Raw genomic sequence first — 17,779 nt, forward strand, 5'->3', positions numbered from 1 at the left:
AAGATGATCGCCCGCGCCCGCCGCCCGGCACGCAATCCGCTGGCTTTCCTGCCACGCTTCTTTGCCCAGCCCCGGCTGGTCGCGGGCTATCTCTTTGCGATGATCCGATCCTGTGGCTGGTGGGTCTATGTGGTTTATCTGCCGATCTTCGCGATCGAGGCCGGGCTTGGAGACCAGCTGGGCGGCATCCTTTTGTCGATCACCAACGGTATGCTGTTCGCGGCACCGCTGATCCTGAGATGGGTGCAGGCGCGCTCATTGAAAAGCGCGGTGCGGATCGGCTTCGCCGGGGCCGGGTTCTGTTTTGCGACCGCCGGTCTGCTGTCGGGCTGGGCGCCGGTCGCAGCCGGATTGCTGATGCTGGGATCGTTCTGGCTGATCGTGCTCGATATCTGCGCGGGCCTGCCCTTCCTGATGGCAGTGAAACCGTCAGAGCGCACCGAGATGTCTGCGATCTATTCCAGTTACCGAGACGTGTCGGGCATCCTGACACCGGGCGTGGCGTGGCTTGTGCTGCTGGCCGCGCCGGTGGCGGGCATCTTCGTTGCCGGCGGTGCAGGCCTGTTTGGCGCTTTCACCATCGCCGCCCGGATGCACCCGCGCCTGGGTCGCCCGCGGGTTCGCTTCGAACCCGGCTCGCTCGCTGATGCCTGAAGCGGGCGCCGTTTTCCGGCACGGAAAACGGGCCGGAATTCTTGCAGAATTCCGGCTGTCTCATGCCTTCAGCCGATACCCCCGATTGAGCAGGGCCCAGGCCAGCAGACAGACCGCCAACGTGGCCCCCAGACAAACTGCCAGGCCCAGCGCGGGCGAACTATCCGAGACACCGATCATCGCGAAACGCAGCCCGTCGATCAGATAGAAGACCGGATTGGCGTGGGTCAGTCGCCCCAGAAGCGGCGGCAAGGCCTCGACCGAATAGAAAGTGCCAGACAGAAACGCCAGCGGCGTCACGATGAAATTGGTGATCGCGGCCATCTGGTCGAACTTGTTGGCATAGATCCCCGCCACCAGCCCGAGCGCGCCCATGAACCCGGCCCCCAGCACCACAAATCCCAGCGCCAGCAGCGGGTGCACCGGCACGATCCCCAGCACCAGCACCAGCGCCACCGCGATCGCAAGCGCCACCAGCAACCCACGCACCACGGCGCCCGCCAGATAACCCAGGAGCAACTCCAGCGCCGACAGCGGCGGCATCAGCGTATCCACGATATTGCCCTGCACCTTGGAGATCACCACTGAGGAGGAGGTATTCGCAAACGCGTTCTGGATCACCGTCATCATCAGGATCCCCGGCGCCAGAAAGGTCAGGAACGGCACCCCCATCACCGCGCCCCGGCCAGCGCCCACTGCCAGCGAGAAGATCATCATGAACAGACCCGCCGTCACGAGCGGCGCCAGCAGGGTCTGGGTCCAGACCACCAGAAACCGCATCACCTCGCGCGCGGCAAGCGTATAAAGCCCCAGCCAGTTCACCTGTCCGAACCGCCGCACACCCAGTTCCATCGCCTTCTCTCCCACTTGCCACCGCCCTGGTCTTTTCCCGATTCGAAATGCCTTGTAACCCGGCCCGCAGTGACTAGAATAGGGCGCTGAGACAATTTCCGAAGGCGGCCGCAGCTCTGGGGCCGCTTTCCCGCTTTTGAGAGGCAAACCATGTCCTGGACCGACGAGCGCGTCGAACTGCTCAAGAAAATGTGGGGCGAGGGCCAGTCGGCCAGCCAGATCGCCAAGGAACTGGGCGGCGTCACCCGCAACGCGGTCATCGGCAAGGTGCACCGTCTGGGCCTGTCCAACCGCAGCTCGGGCGCGGCGCCAGCCTCGACCAAGGCCGAAGCAAAAGAAAAGCCCGCCGCCACACCCAGGCCAGAGGCCAAGCCCAAACCCGCGCCGCGCCCCGAACCGGTTCGTGCCGCCCCCGAGCCTGCACCGGCACCGCAACCGGCCGAAGCCAAGCCGATCCCGGCGCGCAAACAGATCATCCCGGCCGGCCAACCGCTGCCGCCACAGCCTTCGGCGAACGAAATCAGCCCCGAGGCACTGGCCAAGGTCAACGAGGTCGAGAAAAAGGCCAAGAAGCTGAGCCTGATGGAACTGACCGAGCGCACCTGCAAATGGCCCGTGGGCGACCCCGCGACCGAGGATTTCTGGTTCTGCGGCCTGCCGGTCCAGCAGGGTAAACCCTATTGCGAGGCGCATGTCGGCGTGGCGTTCCAGCCGATGAGTTCGCGCCGCGATCGTCGCCGCTGAGGCGGTAGCTTACCGAACGCTTCCACAGCAGGCACGAAGACTGCAAAAAAGGGTCCGGGACAGACGTTCCGGACCCATCACTCGTTACCGACACCTGTCGCGCGCAGATCAGTTCTTGACCGGAGCCGCCGATGTGAAATCGGGGATTACGTTGGTGGAAGCCGCTTTATCCTCGATCCCCGGCCAGTTCCCCTGAGCCTTGTTGATGTTTCCGGCAATGTCTTCCTCCCAGAAACCAACAACGTTCTTCGTGATGTTCAGGTAAAGCTTGTCATCGACGATGCGCCACAGGTTCGGGTTGCCCGGAACCTTGCCGCCCTTGGATACACCATAGGCGCAATGGCCGTCATATTGCGGCGCGTAATAGGCCGGGTTGGCCAGAAACGTGTCGCGGTTCTCGGTACTGGCAAAGGCCCAGGTCGACCCGTTCCACTCGGCGGTGATGTCGGCGCGGCCCTTGACCGCCTCTGGCTGGGTCTGGCCCACCGGTGCCTGGGACAACGCGCGATAGGCGACCACATCATAGCCCGAAACCGCATAACCGGTACCGTCAAGATATTGCGGACCGGCCAGAACCGGCGCGGCCAGTGCGGTCATGGCTGCGGTGGCAAGGGCAAGAGCGAGACGTTTCATGAAGAGGTTCCTCCGTTTGCTGTTGACCCGAGATTATCCTTGTTGCCCATCCTTGGCAGCGGACCTCGCGCGGCTGTGACCCCACATCGACGATTTGTGAGTGGGACCGGGCTATTGTTTCAGTTGCATTCCCCGCCCCGGCATTGGACTTTGCCCTTCCGGCCCCTAGCTCTCCCTAACCGGGTGCCGCCGCCCGTTGATGTAACATTCGAGACGAAAGCCATGACCGAACAGACATCCTATACCCCGCCCCGCGTCTGGACCTGGGACAAGGAAAACGGCGGCCAGTTCGCCAATATCAACCGTCCCATTGCGGGTGCCACCCATGACAAGGACCTGCCGGTGGGCAAGCACCCGTTCCAGCTCTATTCGCTGGGCACGCCCAATGGGGTCAAGGTGACGGTAATGCTCGAGGAACTGCTGGCCGCAGGCCACGCAGACGCCGAATACGATGCTTGGCTGATCAATATCAGTCAGGGCGATCAGTTCGGTTCGGGCTTTGTCGATGTGAACCCCAACTCCAAGATCCCGGCCCTGCTCGACCGCTCCGGGCCCGAACCGGTCCGGGTGTTCGAAAGCGCCTCGATCCTGTTTCATCTGGCCGAGAAATTCGGCGCCTTCCTGCCTGCGTCCGGCCCGGCCCGGACCGAGGTGATGAACTGGCTGTTCTGGCAGATGGGCAGCGCACCCTATCTGGGCGGCGGGTTTGGCCATTTCTATGCCTATGCGCCCGAGAAGTTCGAATACCCGATCAACCGCTTCGCGATGGAGGTCAAGCGCCAGCTGGACGTGCTGGACCGCGAACTGGCGCATCGCCCCTTTATCGCGGGTGACGACTATTCCGTCGCCGATATGGCGATCTGGCCGTGGTATGGGCAGCTGGTGCTGGGCCGGGCCTATAATGCCGCCGAATTCCTGGACGCCGAAAGCTATACCCATGTGATGCGCTGGGCCCGCGAGCTGGATGCCCGCCCCGGCGTCAGCCGTGGCCGCATGGTCAACCGCGTCTCGGGCGAGCCGAAATTCCAGCTGCGCGAACGCCATGACGCCAGCGATTTCGACACCCGCACCCAGGACAAGCTGGAACCGGACGCCAGCTAATCGCGCGCGTCCGAAAATGCGTGGCATTTACCTAAAATGCCGCGCAGAATCAGCGTCTTTCCCCGCGGCGGCTCGACCCTTTGAACGCCCGCCGTGTGTCAGATCACAAGACCGGACCGTGCCCCGTCACGGTCCGATCTTTTCGTTTCGAAATCGGCGAAAATCGCGCGCAGCCCGCCGTTGAGCGGCGGGGCCGATCCGGTCATCCCTGTGGCACGGCGCAACGATGCGTCGCTGGTCAAGAGTTTCAGGAGATACCATATGAACATGGCGATGACGCAGGACCTTCCCTGCATGCTGCTCGATGCGGGTTCGGATTTCTCGTATTCGGTCTTTGGCTGGACCGTGACGACCCCGCCCCCCAGCCCGAGCGGCGATGGCATCTTTGCCCAGAGCCCGACCACACCAGCGCTGCTCCAGAACGCCAGTTCGCAGCTGGTGCCGCCGCAATCCATCGCCTTCAACACCGCCAACCCGTCGCGTACCGCGCTGTTCAGCATGCCGCTCTACAACGGGTTCGCGCCCTCAACCGGGTTCTGGAACCTGCAATCGGGCGGCAGCGCCAATTTCGCGCTGCAACTGGCCGAGGCGACCAATGTCACCCTGACCGTCACCTGCGCCGGAGTGGCAAATCCGAATACCACCGGCAGCCAGAGCTATATCAGCGTCTCGGTCAACGGGCAGCAGGTGGCATCCAACCAGTTCGTCGCCAACCAGAACTGGCATGACGAGACCTTTGTGCTGGATGCCGCCAAGATGGTGCAGGGCGAGAACACCATCGTGATCTCGGACAGCGGCCAGCAGGGGTTGTGGATCACCGCCGTGGGCGTCAGCACCGCCAATGTGCCGATCAGCGCCAGCTATTTCTGGCAGCAGATCGGCGCCGGAGAGTTGAACCCCGGCAATACCTATAACCGCTCGATCGCCGTGACCTCGGGCAATACCAGCACCGATACCGAGACCGACAGCTTTGCCGAGACACTGGGCCTGACCGTGGGCATCGGCGGCGGCGGTATCGACAAGGCGCTGTTCGGGATCAGCGCGCAACTCTCGACCTCGTTCACCCATACCTCGACCACGGCGCACAGTCTGGCAATCAGCCAGCAGACGACGTCGAGCTATGGCGTCAACATCACGCCGCCGGGGTCGGACAAGGTAACGTTCCAAATCTGGCAGCTCTGCCTGCAATACGAGGCCAACGGCAGCCTGCTGACCCAGGCGCTGGGGCCCAATGACGGCCCGATCGTGATCACGCAATACCCGGCCTGACCGGGCGGCGCCGCCCTATTTCAGACGGGGCGGCGCATCCGGGTCCATGCCCGGCGCCGCAGGGCCGCGCGGCGGCGCGGGCGGCGCGGGCAGCTCGAAGCGCAGCCCCACCCGCGACAGGGTGGCGGCCATCGCATCCGAGGCCGCGAAGAACCCAACATCCATCGCGCCCGCTTCGACCCCGGAAAAGGTCAGTGCCTCGGACGCGGCCTTGGCCAGCGCGGGTTCGGCCCCCTCGCGCGCATCGACAAATCCCAAGAGATGCCCGCGTCCGCCATCCTGATAGACGACACCGGCCAGATAGGCCCCTTGCGCCAGACCGGCGGCAGTGACCAGCTTGGCATCGAGCGCCGAAAGCAGCGCCTCGGGTAGGCCGCCCGGCGCGGTCACCTCGGTGATCCGGGCCTCGATCTGGTCGGGTTCGTGACCCAGTGTCTCGCTCAGCCAGCCCAGCGCCTCGGCCGGGATCAGCATGGCCGAGGGCGCCACATCGAGGTTCAAACCCAACCCGACCCCCTGCCCCGCCAGCATCGCCGCCAGCACCCGGCCCGACAGCGCCGCATAGGGGGCGGGACGGCCGGTAAAGGCGGCCAGCCGCTCCTCGCGGTCAAAGACCAGCACGAAGCGGCCATCGGCCAGGTCGAAGAGTTCGGGCGACAGGTTCTCGCCGCGCGCCTCTTCGGTCAGCAGCAGGAACAGCTCGGCATCGCCCAGCCGTTCAAAGAAACGCAGCCGCGCGGCATCATCGCCTGCGTCGGCCTCCATCGCGGCATGGGCACGGTCAAGCGGGGTTTGCGCTCCGGTCTGGCTCATTCAGCACCTCTCTGACCCGAGCGCGCAGAACCGGCAGCAACTCGGCCTCGAACCACGGGTTTTTCCTGAGCCATGCCGTATTGCGCCAGGACGGGTGAGGCAAGGCAAAGACGCGCGGCGCATGGTCCCGCCAGGCGGCCACTGTCTCGGTCACCGGGCTGCGCGCGCCCAGGTGATACTTGTGTGCATGGCCGCCCACCAGCACGGTCAGCGGCATCTCTCCCAGTTCGGCCATCACCCGACTGTGCCAGGTCTTTCCACAAACCGGCGGCGGCGGCAGGTCCGCGCCCCGACTGTTGTAACCCGGGAAACAAAACGCCATCGGCACCACGGCGACCCGCGACCGATCATAAAAGGTCTCCTCGTCAATCCCCAGCCAGTCGCGCAGCCGGTCTCCCGAGGGGTCGGTGAAGGGCCGGCCTGAAGCATGCACCCGGGCCCCCGGCGCCTGCCCTGCGATCAGCAGGCGCGCACCGGACCGAAACCAGACAACCGGTCGCGGTTCATGTGCCGTATGCGTGGCGGCAAAGCGATCGGCGCACAAGCGGCAGGCGCGAATCCGCTCGGTCAGAGGCACAGCGACGGGGTCGGTCATCAGGTCGGCTCCTGTCAGGTGACGGGCCAGAGGATAGCCGGGTCCGCCCGCCAATCCAGCCCCGCGCCGGGTCACGCCCACGTGATCGCCATCCCTGCTTGAAAGGTTCCGGCCGCGATTGAGTTTTTGTTTCACATTTGGACATAATGTAGCCAAATTCCCCCTGTAGGCCGGTGGACAACTCCCGCCCCGACGGGGGATGCACGGGCGTGGCCACGGGGTCATGCGACACAGACGACATTGGGCCGCAGCAGATAGCAGATGCTTGAATTCGAGAATGTCAGCAAATCCTTCTGGACGGGATCACAGCGCAAGGTGATCCTTGACCGTGTCTCGTTCCGGGTGGAACTGGGCAAGTCGATGGGTATTCTGGCCCCGAACGGCACCGGCAAGACGACCTTGATCAACATGATGGCCGGTCTCGAAAAACCCGACGAGGGCGTGATCCGCCGCGGCTGTAACATTTCGTTCCCGCTGGGGTTCATGGGCGGTGTGGTGGGCCGCCTCTCGGCAATGGAAAACGCGCGCTATATCGCCCGGCTTTATGGCATGGATCCTGACTATATCGAGGCCTATTGCCGGTGGCTTTGCGGTCTTGGCGAGTATTTCGACCAACCGCTGGGTACCTATTCGTCGGGCATGCGGGCACGGTTCTCGTTTGCCTTGATGCTGGCGCTGGATTTCGACATGTACCTCATCGACGAAGGCATGCCCGCCTCGACCGATGTCGAGTTCAACAAGAAGGCCGGCGCCATTCTCGAAGAACGGCTGCGCACGACCACCATCGTCATCGTCTCGCACCAGCCCGGGACATTGGAAAAATTCGCCCGGCAGGCCGCTGTTCTGATGAATGGCCAACTGCATGTATTCGACTCCTTGGAAGAAGCGAAACAGCTCTATGACTACCAAACCCAAGGCTAAGAAATTCCGCATCCGTCGGACCGGCGCCCCCACGGGAACCGAAGGCACAGCCTCGGTTTCCCCCCGCCCCCAGCCGGTGACGAATGTCTCGCCACTGCGCCCACAAGCGGCAACAGCGCGCCCCGAGGCTGCGATGCAGCCCGGCAATACGCCCGCCCGCCCGCAGCGCCCCGCACCCGAAACGGCGCCTGCTGCCCCGGCAGCGATGGAGGGACAGGTGTCCTCGGCCGCCGAAACCGGTGCCGAGGCCGAGATCGACGCCATCAAGCGCGAGGGCCTGACCGGGCGGCAATTGCGAATGGCCCGGCGGCTGGCCCAGAAACACAACCTGCCTGTCACCTCGGACTATGACGCGGTGCGCCAGTTGCGCGCCCGAGGCATCGATCCGCTGGAACGCGGCAACATGCTGGACCTGGTGGTTCAGCGTGGCGGAGGCACCGCCGAAGCGGCCAATGTCGAAGATGCCGACGCACAACCGAAGGTTCAACTGCCACAGACGGTGCAGCCGCGCCAGATGCTGCCCTCGACCGAACTGAGCCCGACCCAGCGCCGCGAGATGGAAATCGGTCGCATCCAGCAGGACATCATGCGCCGTCGCCGCCGCAAGATGATGCAGCTGCTGACCCGGCTGGCCTTCTTTGTGTTCCTGCCCACCCTGATTGCTGGCTATTACTTCTACGTGGTCGCCACGCCGATGTATGCCAGCAAGTCGGAATTCGTGATCCTTCAGGCCGACGGCTCGCTGGGCGGGGTCGGCGGCTTCTTTGCCGGTACGCAATTCGCCACCAGCCAGGATTCGATCTCGGTCCAGTCGTTCCTGGAATCGAAAGAGGCGATGCTGCTGCTGGACCGCGACCAGAGCTTCAAGGCGCATTTCCAGAGGGAAGAAATCGACCCGATCCAGCGGCTGTCCCCCGACGCCACCAACGAAGAGGCCTACAAGGTCTATTCGCGGATCGTCACGATCGGTTACGACCCGACCGAGGGGGTGATCCGGATGGAGGTCGCGGCACCCGATCCGCAGGTCGCCACCGATTTCTCGAACAGCCTGCTGTCCTATGCGGAAAGCCGGGTCAACAACCTGTCCGGTCAGAAACGCGAAGACCAGATGCGCGAGGCCCGCAAAAGCTTTGAAGATGCCCAGAAAGAACGCCGCAAGGCACAAGAGGCACTGGTCGAGTTGCAACAGCAAGGCGCGCTGCTGGATCCCGAAAGCGTGATCACCAGCCTGCGCGGACGCATCGACAACGTCGAGGTGCAGTTGCAGGAAAAAGAGCTGCAACTGGCGGCATTGCTCGACAACCCGCGCCCCAGCAAGGCCAAGGTGGATGGCGCCCGCGCCGATATCGCGCGGCTCAACGATGTGCTAGACGATCTGAATGCCCGGATGCTGGACACGTCCAGTGGAGAAAACTCGCTGGCCCGTCTGAGCGTTCGCATCCAGATGGCCCAGGCCGATCTGGCCAGCCGGGACATGATGCTGCAAGGTGCCTTGCAACAGATGGAAACCACCCGGATGGAGGCCAACCGCCAGGTGCGCTATCTGACGGTTTCGGTCAACCCGGTGCCCAGCGAGGAACCGAGCTATCCGCGCAGCTTCGAAAATACGATTTTGGCATTCCTGCTGTTTGCTGGTATCTACCTGATGATCTCGCTCACCGCATCGATCCTCAGAGAACAGGTATCCTCGTAAGCCCATGAAACATGTCCGAATCGCCGACCTGACGGTCGGCAACGACCTCCCGCTCACCATCATCGCGGGCCCCTGCCAGCTGGAAAGCGCCGATCATGCCCAGATGATCGCCGGCACGATGAAAGAGGCCTGCGACGCCGTCGGCGCGCAATATGTCTTCAAGGGGTCCTTCGACAAGGCCAATAGAACCTCGGTCAATGCCGCGCCCGCGCTTGGACTCGACAAGGGGCTGGCGGTTCTGCAATCGGTCAAGGACACGATCGGCGTGCCGGTTCTGACCGATGTGCACGAGAAAGAGCAATGCGCCCCGGTTGCCGAGGTCTGCGATGTCTTGCAAATCCCCGCCTTTCTGTGTCGTCAGACCGCGCTGTTGAAAGCCGCCGGTGCAACCGGTGCGGTCGTCAATGTCAAGAAAGGCCAGTTCCTGGCGCCCTGGGACATGCCCAATGTTGCGGCCAAGATCGAGAGCACCGGCAACGGCAACATTCTGCTGACCGAGCGCGGGGTCAGCTTTGGCTACAACCGGCTGGTGGTCGACATGCAGTCGCTGCCGGAAATGGCGCGCACCGGCTATCCGGTGATCATGGATGCCACCCATGCGGTGGCCCAGCCCGGTGGGCTTGGCGGGGCATCCGGCGGGCAGCGCGAATTCGCGCCGGTCATGGCGCGGGCTGCGGTGGCGGTCGGCGTGGCGGGCGTGTTCATGGAAACGCACCAGGATCCCGATAACGCCCCCTGTGACGGCCCGAACATGATCTATCTCGATCAGATGCCGGGCCTTATTGACATGCTGATGCGACTCGACACGCTCGCCAAGGCAAATCCGATCCAGATCTGAAAAAGGCTCGAGTGTTCGAAATGACCAGACCCCTGCCCGAGGTGACCCCTAACACGTGGAGTTTTCTGCGCGACGCGATGATCCGGCCCACCGGGTTTCGCGAATACGACGCGCGCTGGAAATATCCCGAGGAAATCAACCTGCCCGGCATGACCGCGCTGGGCCTGGGTCTGGGCACCCAGATGCACCGCCGCGGCATCGCCCCGGTGATCGCGGTGGGCAACGACTATCGTGACTATTCGCTGGCAATCAAGAATGCGCTGATCCTGGGCCTGATGCAGGCCGGGATTCAGGTCAAGGATATCGGCCCCGCCCTATCGCCGATGGCCTATTTCGCCCAGTTCCATCTGGATGTGCCCGCCGTGGCCATGGTGACCGCCAGCCACAACCCCAATGGCTGGACCGGGGTCAAGATGGGCTTTGACCGGCCGCTGACCCATGGCCCCGACGAGATGGCCGAGCTGCGCGACATCGTTCTGAGCGGCGAAGGCGTCGCGCGCCCGGGTGGTTCTTACGAATTCGTCGATGGCGTCAAAGAGGCCTATATAGACGATCTGGTCGGCGATTTCCGCATGTCGCGCCCGCTCAAGGTGGTCTGCGCCACGGGCAATGGCACCGCCTCGGCCTTTGCGCCAGAAATCTTTGCCCGCTTGGGGGTCGAGATCGTGCCGAGCCACAACGAGCTGGACTATACTTTCCCCAACTACAACCCGAACCCCGAAGCCATGGAAATGCTGCATGACATGGCCGACACGGTCAAAGCCAGCGGCGCCGATTTCGCGCTGGGTTTTGACGGCGACGGCGACCGCTGCGGCGTGGTCGATGACGAGGGCGAGGAGATCTTTGCCGACAAGGTGGGCGTGATCATGGCGCGCGACCTCTCCAAGCTTTTTCCGGGCTCGACCTTTGTGGCGGATGTGAAATCCACCGGCCTGTTTGCTGCCGACCCAGAGTTGCGCAAACATGGCGCCAAGGCCGATTACTGGAAGACAGGCCACAGCCACATGAAACGCCGGGTCAAGGAGATTGGCGCGCTCGCGGGGTTCGAGAAATCGGGTCACTACTTTCTGGCCGAACCCATCGGGCGCGGCTATGACTGCGGCATGCGGGTGGCGGTCGAGATCTGCAAGCTGATGGATCGCAACCCCGAGATGTCGATGTCGGACCTGCGCAAGGCCCTGCCGCGCACCTGGTCGACGCCCACCATGTCGCCCTATGCCGCCGATACCGAGAAATACGCGATCCTCGAACGGCTGGTGGAAAAGCTGGTGGCCAAACATGCCGCTGGCGACAGCTTTGCCGGGCGTGCCATCAAGGAGGTGGTCACGGTGAACGGCGCCCGTGTCATCCTCGACAACGGCTCCTGGGGGCTGGTGCGCGCCTCGTCGAACACGCCGAACCTGGTGGTGGTCTGCGAAAGCAGCGAGAGCGAAGCCGAGATGCGCGCCATTTTTGCCGAGATCGACGCCGTGATCCGCACCGAGCCGTCTGTGGGCGATTACGACCAGACGATCTGAGCCAGGGAGGGGGCGCTCCCGCCCCCTCGCGCCTCTCTGACGAGAGGCCCGAGGCCTTGGGCCGGGCCGCGCCTATGGCGCGGCGGTCTTTTGCGAGGCGCTGCCTCGCGCTCCGGAGTATTTGGAGCGGAATGAAGGAGCAGGAGCCTCTTCTTTCCTCTTGCCCCAAATATCCCGGGGGAGTCACCGAAGGTGACGGGGGCAGCGCCCCCCTCTTTCCGCCAAAGTCAGTCGGCGCCGAGAAGCTTGAGCAGGCCCTTGGTGGCCTCCTGTTCCAGCCGGTCCTTGATCAACTCCTCAATATCCTGATCGGGTGTGATCTCGGTATCCAGCTCCTCTCCCAGCTTTCGGCGCAACTCGTCCTTGGCCTTGGTCTCGACCGCCTCCTTGTCGAGGCCGGTCGCCGCTTCGATCACCTGGCTCAGATCGGGACGGATCGCCGGGTCGGCCCAGGGGCCGACGATGCGAACCGGCACAGCAATTCCCTGCCCCGCATTGGCCCGCAGCGCGACGGGCGTAAACAGGTAGTCGATATCCCGCGCGCCCAGACCGACGCGCCCGGTGCCGTTGGCCTTGAAATTGTCGAGCAGCATCAGCAGGTCCTCGTTAAAGAGGTTGCCCTTGTCCATCCGGTAGCTGGCGGTGAGGCTGTTGAACACGGTGGTGCCGCCGCCCTTGGCCCCGCGCCCCATCAGGTTGTCGAGGTCGAAGCCCGAGATCACTCCGCGACCCATCGCAAGCCGACCCTCGCCCGAGAGCGATCGCATGATCTGCGCCTCGCTCTGGCCAACCCCCAGGAACTTCAGCTCGCCCGAGGCCGCGCCCGAAAGCCGTTCGATCCCGCCCAGCGTCGCCAGCGCCTCGCGCATCTCGATGCCTTCGGCCCGCAGATCGCCGCCAACCGACAAGCCGTTGCGATTATTGGCCACGACCTGACCGCTCAATTGCCCCGAAAACAGCGAGACAGGCGCCATGTCGACCACCGCGCGGCTGTTATCAAGCGACAGGCTGAGTACGCTTTGACCCAGTTCCAGCCCGGGCAGCGCGATGGAACCGGCGCTCAGATGCAGCGTGCCATTGGCAAGAGCCAGCGCCGAGGCGTCGATGGACGCCTCGGACCAACCCGAGGCCGCGTCGCTGCCGCCCGAGCCTGTCCCGCCAGCGGCGGCAAGCCCGGTCAGATCCAGCGCACCGGCGGTCAGGCGCGCGGTCACCTGCGGCGGGTCGGCCACCGTCACATCGGCGGCGCCGTTCAGCCGGTTGCCGTCGAGATCGGCCGCAAGCTCGCGCAGCGCCAGCCGCCCGTCGGCGGTATAGGTGATCTGGGCGCGCAGATCGGCCCGCTGCCCCAGCCCGCGCGGCAGGCTAATACCAGCCTGGCCAAAGGCCGCCAGCATCGCGGCACTGTCGCTGGTATCAAGCGTGGCGGTTCCAGCCAGCGCACCGTCGATACTGGCACGCCCGTCAAAGGTGATGCTGGTCCTGGGCGCCGCCATCGTCATTTGCATCGCGCTGACCTGTCCGTTCGAAAAGGCACCCAGATCGGACATGGTGAGTTCTACCGAGATCGACCCCGTTCCCGGCTCCAGCCGCGCCTGCATCTTGAGCGGCGCATCTTTTGCGGGCCAGCTGGCCGACAGATCGACGCCGCCGAAATCGAAGCTGGTCTTGCCCTCTTCGACATAGATCAGCCGGGCGTTCTTCAACTCCAGCCCGTCGAGCGTCACTAATTGACCGCCCGCCCCGGATGTCGAAGGCGCCGCCGCGCCACCGGTCACACCCGAGGGTGTGAACTCCCAGTTCACCCGACCCTTGGCAGTTTCCAGCCGCAGCACCGGATCCTGGGCGAGGATGCGGGTGATCCGCACCTCGCCACCCAAAAGGGCAGGCGCCGCAACGCCGATCGCCAGCCCCTGCGCCTGCAACATCGGTGCGCTGCTCGCCCACTCGGCATTGGCCACCGTCACCGGTCCGGTCTCGACCCCGAGCACCGGCCAGAAACTGAGCTTGACCTCGCCCGCCACAGTGACTTCGCGCCCGGTCTGTTTGCGGATCTGTTCGATGGCCAGCCGCGCCAGCCGGTCACCGGGCAACAGCAGCAGCGCCGCCACCAGAACCACCGCCGCCATTACCAGAGTGATCCCGATTCGCACGATCCACCGCATATGTGCGCTCCCTGCCTGTTTGCCTGTTGCGATATGGTCAGCCCACTCCGGTTGCGCAACATTTGCAAGGGGAAGCTTTCCCCTCTATATGCGCGCCATGAGCACGAACCCTCCGAACCTGCGCCCCGACCTGGCCCCCGCCGCCCGACTGGGCACCGCCGCCACCCGCCCCGGCCAGCCGACCATCGGCATGGTCTCGCTGGGCTGTCCCAAGGCGCTGGTCGACAGCGAGCGCATCCTGACCCGGCTCAGGGCCGAGGGCTATGGCATCTCGCCCGACTATGCAGGCGCCGATGCGGTGATCGTCAACACCTGTGGCTTCCTTGACAGTGCCAAGGCCGAGAGCCTGGAGGCGATCGGAGAAGCACTCAAGGAAAACGGCAAGGTGATCGTGACGGGCTGCCTGGGGGCCGAACCCGACTATATCCGCGAGCATCATCCGCGCATTCTGGCCGTCACCGGCCCGCATCAATACGAGCAGGTGCTGGATGCCGTGCATGGCGCGGTCCCGCCCGATCCGGACCCGTTTGTCGACCTGCTGCCCGCCTCGGGCGTCCAGCTGACACCGCGCCATTATAGTTACCTCAAGATTTCAGAGGGCTGCAACCACAAGTGCAAGTTCTGCATCATCCCCGACATGCGCGGCAAGCTGGCCAGCCGCCCCGCCCATGCGGTGCTCCGCGAGGCGGAAAAGCTTGTGGATAACGGTGTGAAGGAACTTCTGATCATCTCTCAGGATACAAGCGCTTACGGGCTGGACCGCAAGTATGACACCAACCTGTGGAAAAACCGCGAGATCCGCAGCCATATCACCGATCTGGCGCGCGAGCTGGGACAGCTCGACGCCTGGGTACGGCTGCACTACGTCTACCCCTATCCGCATGTGCGCGAGCTGATCCCGCTGATGGCAGATGCGGGGTGCAACCTGTTGCCCTATCTGGATATTCCCTTCCAGCACGCACATCCCGACACGCTGAAACGCATGGCCCGCCCGGCGGCGGCGGCGCGCACCCTGGACGAGATCGCGGCCTGGCGCGGGATCTGCCCCGAGATTACCCTGCGCTCGACCTTCATCGTGGGCTATCCGGGCGAGACCGAGGCCGAGTTCCAGACCCTTCTCGACTGGCTGGACGAGGCGCAGCTGGATCGCGTGGGCTGCTTCCAATACGAAAACGTGGCGGGTGCCCGATCGAACGACCTGCCTGATCATGTTCCGGCAGAGGTCAAGCAAGAGCGCTGGGACCGGTTCATGGAAAAAGCGCAGGCGATTTCCGAGGCGAAGCTGGCCGCGCGGGTGGGACAGGTGATCGAGGTGATCGTCGACGAGGTCGACGACGAGGCCGCCACCTGCCGCACCAAGTCGGACGCCCCCGAGATCGACGGCAACCTGTTCATCGACGAGGGATTCGAAGGCTTGCAGCCCGGCGATATCGTGACGGTCGAAGTGGACGAGGCCGGGGAATATGATTTGTGGGGAACACGGATCTGATCCCCCTCTCCTGAGGCGCCAACACACCACCAAAACCCAAGTGACACCTGCCTCCCGACATTGTGGCCACGATCGGCACCACGAAATGCTCTCTGCCCATCAGGCGGATCAGCAATGCGCGACAAGGCAACCCTTTTCCTGCGCCCGATCCGCGCTATCGTGCAATCGACAGACATACGCCACTCAAAGGAACAGCCTCATGTCCGACAGTCCCGAGATCGTCCAGAAAGCCCCCTTTGCGGTCGAGGTGACCGAAGGAAAATCCTATTTCTGGTGCGCCTGCGGCAAATCGCAGAAACAGCCCTTTTGCGACGGCTCGCACAAGGGGACCGAGTTTTCGCCGGTGAAATACACCGCCGAAGCGGACAAGAAGGTGTTCTTTTGCGGCTGCAAGCATTCGAGCAAACAGCCGCTCTGCGATGGCAGCCACAGCAAGCTGTGATCAGCGCAGGCGGTTGAGCGCCTCGGCATTGGTGCAGAACTCGGGCGCGGCCTCGGCCCGGCCCTGCTGGCAGGCGAGCCAGAGCTGGCAGGGTTCCGTGCATTCCGCGGCACGGCAGCGAGTGACGAGTTCGGCGTAATCTTCCTCGGTCAGGCGTTTCTCGGCCAGTGCCTCGGTAAAGGACACGCCGATGGTGCGGGCCACCGAGCGGGTCAGCCAGAAATGCCGCTCGATATCGCCCAGTGGAATCTGAGCCATGGAAATCTCCTTGAACCTGTGCGGGCCGTCTAGGGGTGCAGACGGTCGAGCAATGCGCGGTTGCGGCAGTATTGCGGCGCCTGAAGCGCGGTGTCGCGGGTGCCGAGCCATTCGGAACAGTGCGCGGGATTGCTGCACCCGGTGCAGGCCAGAACCGCATCGCTGATCTCGTCGATGCGCAACTGGCCTTTCAAGGCCGATTCCTCCAGATCGTGGCCCAACGTGGTGGCCATTCGGTCGAACAGGTCTGCGTGTTTTCTCAACGTGTCTCGGTCGGCCATATTGTCCTCTACTGTCGCGGCGGCGATAACATCAGACTAGCGCAGAGCGCGCACCCTGCCCTTGACGCAGGTCAAGCACCCAAGCCCAGGTGATCAAGATAGGCGCGGGTGGCATCTCCCACCCGGCGGAACCGGTCGCCACCCAGCTTCTTGCCGCCATACCAGCGAGTGACCACGATGACATGATCGGCCAGTTCGGCGCGCTCCATCATCCGCAGAATCACCATGGCGGCGCCGGATTCGCCGTCATCGGCCTTGAGCGCGCCCGTGGGCAGCAGCGCCGCCCAGGTATTGTGGGTTGCCTTGGCATAGGCGCGGTCCGCTTTCAGTTCGGCAAGAACCGCGTCCACCTCCTCCCGGCTACGGGCCGGTGCGCCGCTGACCGCGTATTTCGAACCGCGATCGGACAACACCACGCCCAGCCGGGTCAGCCCGGTCACTGGGTCAGGCCCAGGCTGCTGGCGGTCCGCTGCACCGTCTGGATCCGGGCCGAATTGGGCGGGTGCGACCCCAGGAACCGGTCACCCGGATCGGGAATGCGCGAGAAGAAATGCGCCCCCACCAGCGGGTTGTAACCGGCCTTGTGGGTGATCACCGTACCCAGCTCATCGGCCTCCAACTCATACTCCTTGGAGTAGGTGAGTGCACCTACGCTGGCGCCGATCTGTGTGGCGGCGTCGATGGTCGAGGACCCGCCTCCTGCCAGTCCTGCCAGACCGCCGAGGATGATGGCACCGGCGACGGCGCTGGCATTCTGACGCGCCAGATGGCCGCGAATGTGATGCGCCGCCTCATGCCCCATGACAAAGGCAAGCTCGTCGGCATTGCGCGCGGTGGCAATCATGGACCGGGTAAAGATGATGAGCGGCCGGCCGTTCTTGTCCACCGTCTGATAGGCGTTGACCGGCGCCTTGGGGTTGGGGTCGATCTCGATCTTGAAATCGCAATTGGCCCCCTGGGTGCGCTGCTGGCATTCGCGCACCGCCACCGGGCGCACCCGTGCCGAGACGCTGGCAAAGGCCGATTGCGCCGCGCTTGCGCTCAACGGCGGGCTGTCCGGGACCGACGGCAGAGGTGCGACGGGTCCGGGATCGGACACCTCGCACGCAGACAACAAGCCAAGCGCAACCGTCAGAAACAGAAACCGCCGCATGGGAAACCTTTATCGTTTTTCGACATTCGGGTCAGAGTTTAGCCTGCGCGCTGGGCGGCTTCCAGCCCCTGCCGCGCGCGCGGGCTTGCATTGGCCGGACGCCGCCGCCACTGTGGCGATATGTTTACCATCGAACATGAATTCGACTCGACCGTGATCACGCTTGTCGACGAGGGAGAGACCCCCTTGCAGGAGGATGTGGTCATCAATTCCTTTGCCGAATGCGTGACGGTCGAGCAATTCGACCCACGCACTGAAACCATGCAAAAGATCACCCTTTCGCCCGAACAGCTGCGCGATTTGGCGGCGGCGCTGGATCTGCCCGAGGGGGTGTATCAGCTGCGCGAGGTGCCGGGTTGAC

At 64.1% G+C, this 17,779-nt stretch carries 20 protein-coding genes; 11 read left to right on the top strand and 9 right to left on the bottom strand.

Translation table 11 applies throughout. The annotated features are described in order from the left end of the window. Window positions 1–654 (top strand): MFS transporter (locus AC2FL1_RS14260; protein ID WP_496877392.1); only part of this gene is annotated, 654 nt, incomplete at its 5' end. 60 nt (window positions 655–714) lie between these two features. Here the strand turns inward: AC2FL1_RS14260 and AC2FL1_RS14265 are convergent. Next, entirely contained in the window at window positions 715–1,506 is a 792-nt protein-coding gene (locus tag AC2FL1_RS14265; protein WP_496829645.1) for an ABC transporter permease, read from the bottom strand. A gap of 150 nt (window positions 1,507–1,656) precedes the next feature. On the opposite strand from AC2FL1_RS14265, the gene AC2FL1_RS14270 reads away from it, so the two are divergent. Next, entirely contained in the window at window positions 1,657–2,250 is a 594-nt protein-coding gene (locus AC2FL1_RS14270; protein WP_496859462.1) for a GcrA family cell cycle regulator, read from the top strand. A gap of 108 nt (window positions 2,251–2,358) precedes the next feature. On the opposite strand, the gene AC2FL1_RS14275 is transcribed toward AC2FL1_RS14270, so the two are convergent. Then, window positions 2,359–2,883, bottom strand: a complete 525-nt coding sequence (locus AC2FL1_RS14275) for a YHS domain-containing (seleno)protein (RefSeq protein WP_496877393.1) — start codon at window positions 2,881–2,883, stop codon at window positions 2,359–2,361. A gap of 222 nt (window positions 2,884–3,105) precedes the next feature. Between AC2FL1_RS14275 and yghU the strand changes: the two genes are divergently transcribed. Together yghU and AC2FL1_RS14285 are read left to right on the top strand one after the other, a co-directional pair. Continuing rightward, window positions 3,106–3,984, top strand: a complete 879-nt coding sequence (yghU, locus tag AC2FL1_RS14280; protein ID WP_496877394.1) for a glutathione-dependent disulfide-bond oxidoreductase — start codon at window positions 3,106–3,108, stop codon at window positions 3,982–3,984. Between the two features lie 261 nt (window positions 3,985–4,245). Beyond that, on the top strand, window positions 4,246–5,253 hold the full coding sequence (locus AC2FL1_RS14285) for a hypothetical protein (RefSeq protein WP_496877395.1): 1,008 nt from the start codon (window positions 4,246–4,248) through the stop codon (window positions 5,251–5,253). 15 nt (window positions 5,254–5,268) lie between these two features. Here AC2FL1_RS14285 and AC2FL1_RS14290 read toward each other — a convergent pair whose 3' ends face one another. Both AC2FL1_RS14290 and AC2FL1_RS14295 read right to left on the bottom strand, forming a co-directional pair. Beyond that, entirely contained in the window at window positions 5,269–6,066 is a 798-nt protein-coding gene (locus tag AC2FL1_RS14290) for an SseB family protein (protein WP_496877396.1), read from the bottom strand. After that, a complete protein-coding gene (locus AC2FL1_RS14295) occupies window positions 6,035–6,661 on the bottom strand; it encodes a uracil-DNA glycosylase family protein (RefSeq protein WP_496829634.1) in 627 nt (208 codons plus the stop codon). Before AC2FL1_RS14295 ends, AC2FL1_RS14290 begins: the two co-directional genes overlap by 32 nt. 261 nt (window positions 6,662–6,922) lie before the next feature. On the opposite strand from AC2FL1_RS14295, the gene AC2FL1_RS14300 reads away from it, so the two are divergent. From AC2FL1_RS14300 to AC2FL1_RS14315, 4 genes are read left to right on the top strand one after another with little or no spacing between them, the layout of a single operon-like run. Next, window positions 6,923–7,582, top strand: a complete 660-nt coding sequence (locus tag AC2FL1_RS14300; protein ID WP_234143197.1) for an ABC transporter ATP-binding protein — start codon at window positions 6,923–6,925, stop codon at window positions 7,580–7,582. Beyond that, window positions 7,560–9,275 (top strand): KpsE/RkpR family capsule polysaccharide export protein, encoded by a 1,716-nt coding sequence (locus AC2FL1_RS14305; protein WP_496877397.1) that lies wholly within the window; start codon window positions 7,560–7,562, stop codon window positions 9,273–9,275. Before AC2FL1_RS14300 ends, AC2FL1_RS14305 begins: the two co-directional genes overlap by 23 nt. Before the next feature lie 4 nt (window positions 9,276–9,279). After that, a complete protein-coding gene (kdsA, locus tag AC2FL1_RS14310; RefSeq protein WP_496829630.1) occupies window positions 9,280–10,113 on the top strand; it encodes a 3-deoxy-8-phosphooctulonate synthase in 834 nt (277 codons plus the stop codon). A 20-nt stretch (window positions 10,114–10,133) separates the two neighbouring features. Beyond that, window positions 10,134–11,630 carry a phosphomannomutase/phosphoglucomutase gene (locus tag AC2FL1_RS14315; protein ID WP_496877398.1) on the top strand — a complete coding sequence of 499 codons (1,497 nt, stop codon included), beginning with the start codon at window positions 10,134–10,136 and terminating at the stop codon, window positions 11,628–11,630. A 227-nt stretch (window positions 11,631–11,857) separates the two neighbouring features. Here the strand turns inward: AC2FL1_RS14315 and AC2FL1_RS14320 are convergent, their stop codons facing one another. Continuing rightward, window positions 11,858–13,795, bottom strand: coding sequence for an AsmA family protein (locus AC2FL1_RS14320; RefSeq protein WP_496877399.1), 1,938 nt, complete (start codon window positions 13,793–13,795; stop codon window positions 11,858–11,860). 97 nt (window positions 13,796–13,892) lie between these two features. Between AC2FL1_RS14320 and rimO the strand changes: the two genes are divergently transcribed. Both rimO and AC2FL1_RS14330 read left to right on the top strand, forming a co-directional pair. After that, a complete protein-coding gene (gene rimO, locus AC2FL1_RS14325; RefSeq protein WP_496877400.1) occupies window positions 13,893–15,284 on the top strand; it encodes a 30S ribosomal protein S12 methylthiotransferase RimO in 1,392 nt (463 codons plus the stop codon). 199 nt (window positions 15,285–15,483) lie between these two features. Beyond that, window positions 15,484–15,726, top strand: a complete 243-nt coding sequence (locus AC2FL1_RS14330; protein ID WP_496829621.1) for a CDGSH iron-sulfur domain-containing protein — start codon at window positions 15,484–15,486, stop codon at window positions 15,724–15,726. Here AC2FL1_RS14330 and AC2FL1_RS14335 read toward each other — a convergent pair whose 3' ends face one another. From AC2FL1_RS14335 to AC2FL1_RS14350, 4 genes are all read right to left on the bottom strand, one after another. Continuing rightward, the gene (locus AC2FL1_RS14335) at window positions 15,727–15,984 is read right to left on the bottom strand and encodes a DUF6455 family protein (protein WP_496877401.1); all 258 of its coding nucleotides are present in this window, start codon (window positions 15,982–15,984) and stop codon (window positions 15,727–15,729) included. Between the two features lie 29 nt (window positions 15,985–16,013). Continuing rightward, window positions 16,014–16,265, bottom strand: coding sequence for a DUF6455 family protein (locus AC2FL1_RS14340; protein ID WP_234170262.1), 252 nt, complete (start codon window positions 16,263–16,265; stop codon window positions 16,014–16,016). A gap of 71 nt (window positions 16,266–16,336) precedes the next feature. Next, window positions 16,337–16,705, bottom strand: coding sequence for a YigZ family protein (locus AC2FL1_RS14345; protein WP_496829617.1), 369 nt, complete (start codon window positions 16,703–16,705; stop codon window positions 16,337–16,339). Beyond that, entirely contained in the window at window positions 16,702–17,418 is a 717-nt protein-coding gene (locus AC2FL1_RS14350; RefSeq protein WP_496829615.1) for a M48 family metallopeptidase, read from the bottom strand. The genes AC2FL1_RS14345 and AC2FL1_RS14350 overlap by 4 nt, the downstream gene beginning before the upstream one ends. A gap of 120 nt (window positions 17,419–17,538) precedes the next feature. Between AC2FL1_RS14350 and AC2FL1_RS14355 the strand changes: the two genes are divergently transcribed. Next, the gene (locus AC2FL1_RS14355) at window positions 17,539–17,778 is read left to right on the top strand and encodes a DUF8831 family protein (RefSeq protein WP_496877402.1); all 240 of its coding nucleotides are present in this window, start codon (window positions 17,539–17,541) and stop codon (window positions 17,776–17,778) included. Window position 17,779: the final 1 nt, after the last annotated feature.

The organism is Ruegeria sp. YKSF070 (assembly GCF_059612725.1).

Coding starts and splice junctions, on each gene's coding strand:
- AC2FL1_RS14265 (WP_496829645.1), bottom strand. CDS start 1,506: ATGGAACTGGGTGTGCGGCGGTTCGGACAGGTGAACTGGCTGGGGCTT.
- AC2FL1_RS14270 (WP_496859462.1), top strand. CDS start 1,657: ATGTCCTGGACCGACGAGCGCGTCGAACTGCTCAAGAAAATGTGGGGC.
- AC2FL1_RS14275 (WP_496877393.1), bottom strand. CDS start 2,883: ATGAAACGTCTCGCTCTTGCCCTTGCCACCGCAGCCATGACCGCACTG.
- yghU (WP_496877394.1), top strand. CDS start 3,106: ATGACCGAACAGACATCCTATACCCCGCCCCGCGTCTGGACCTGGGAC.
- AC2FL1_RS14285 (WP_496877395.1), top strand. CDS start 4,246: ATGAACATGGCGATGACGCAGGACCTTCCCTGCATGCTGCTCGATGCG.
- AC2FL1_RS14290 (WP_496877396.1), bottom strand. CDS start 6,066: ATGAGCCAGACCGGAGCGCAAACCCCGCTTGACCGTGCCCATGCCGCG.
- AC2FL1_RS14295 (WP_496829634.1), bottom strand. CDS start 6,661: ATGACCGACCCCGTCGCTGTGCCTCTGACCGAGCGGATTCGCGCCTGC.
- AC2FL1_RS14300 (WP_234143197.1), top strand. CDS start 6,923: ATGCTTGAATTCGAGAATGTCAGCAAATCCTTCTGGACGGGATCACAG.
- AC2FL1_RS14305 (WP_496877397.1), top strand. CDS start 7,560: ATGACTACCAAACCCAAGGCTAAGAAATTCCGCATCCGTCGGACCGGC.
- kdsA (WP_496829630.1), top strand. CDS start 9,280: ATGAAACATGTCCGAATCGCCGACCTGACGGTCGGCAACGACCTCCCG.
- AC2FL1_RS14315 (WP_496877398.1), top strand. CDS start 10,134: ATGACCAGACCCCTGCCCGAGGTGACCCCTAACACGTGGAGTTTTCTG.
- AC2FL1_RS14320 (WP_496877399.1), bottom strand. CDS start 13,795: ATGCGGTGGATCGTGCGAATCGGGATCACTCTGGTAATGGCGGCGGTG.
- rimO (WP_496877400.1), top strand. CDS start 13,893: ATGAGCACGAACCCTCCGAACCTGCGCCCCGACCTGGCCCCCGCCGCC.
- AC2FL1_RS14330 (WP_496829621.1), top strand. CDS start 15,484: ATGTCCGACAGTCCCGAGATCGTCCAGAAAGCCCCCTTTGCGGTCGAG.
- AC2FL1_RS14335 (WP_496877401.1), bottom strand. CDS start 15,984: ATGGCTCAGATTCCACTGGGCGATATCGAGCGGCATTTCTGGCTGACC.
- AC2FL1_RS14340 (WP_234170262.1), bottom strand. CDS start 16,265: ATGGCCGACCGAGACACGTTGAGAAAACACGCAGACCTGTTCGACCGA.
- AC2FL1_RS14350 (WP_496829615.1), bottom strand. CDS start 17,418: ATGCGGCGGTTTCTGTTTCTGACGGTTGCGCTTGGCTTGTTGTCTGCG.
- AC2FL1_RS14355 (WP_496877402.1), top strand. CDS start 17,539: ATGTTTACCATCGAACATGAATTCGACTCGACCGTGATCACGCTTGTC.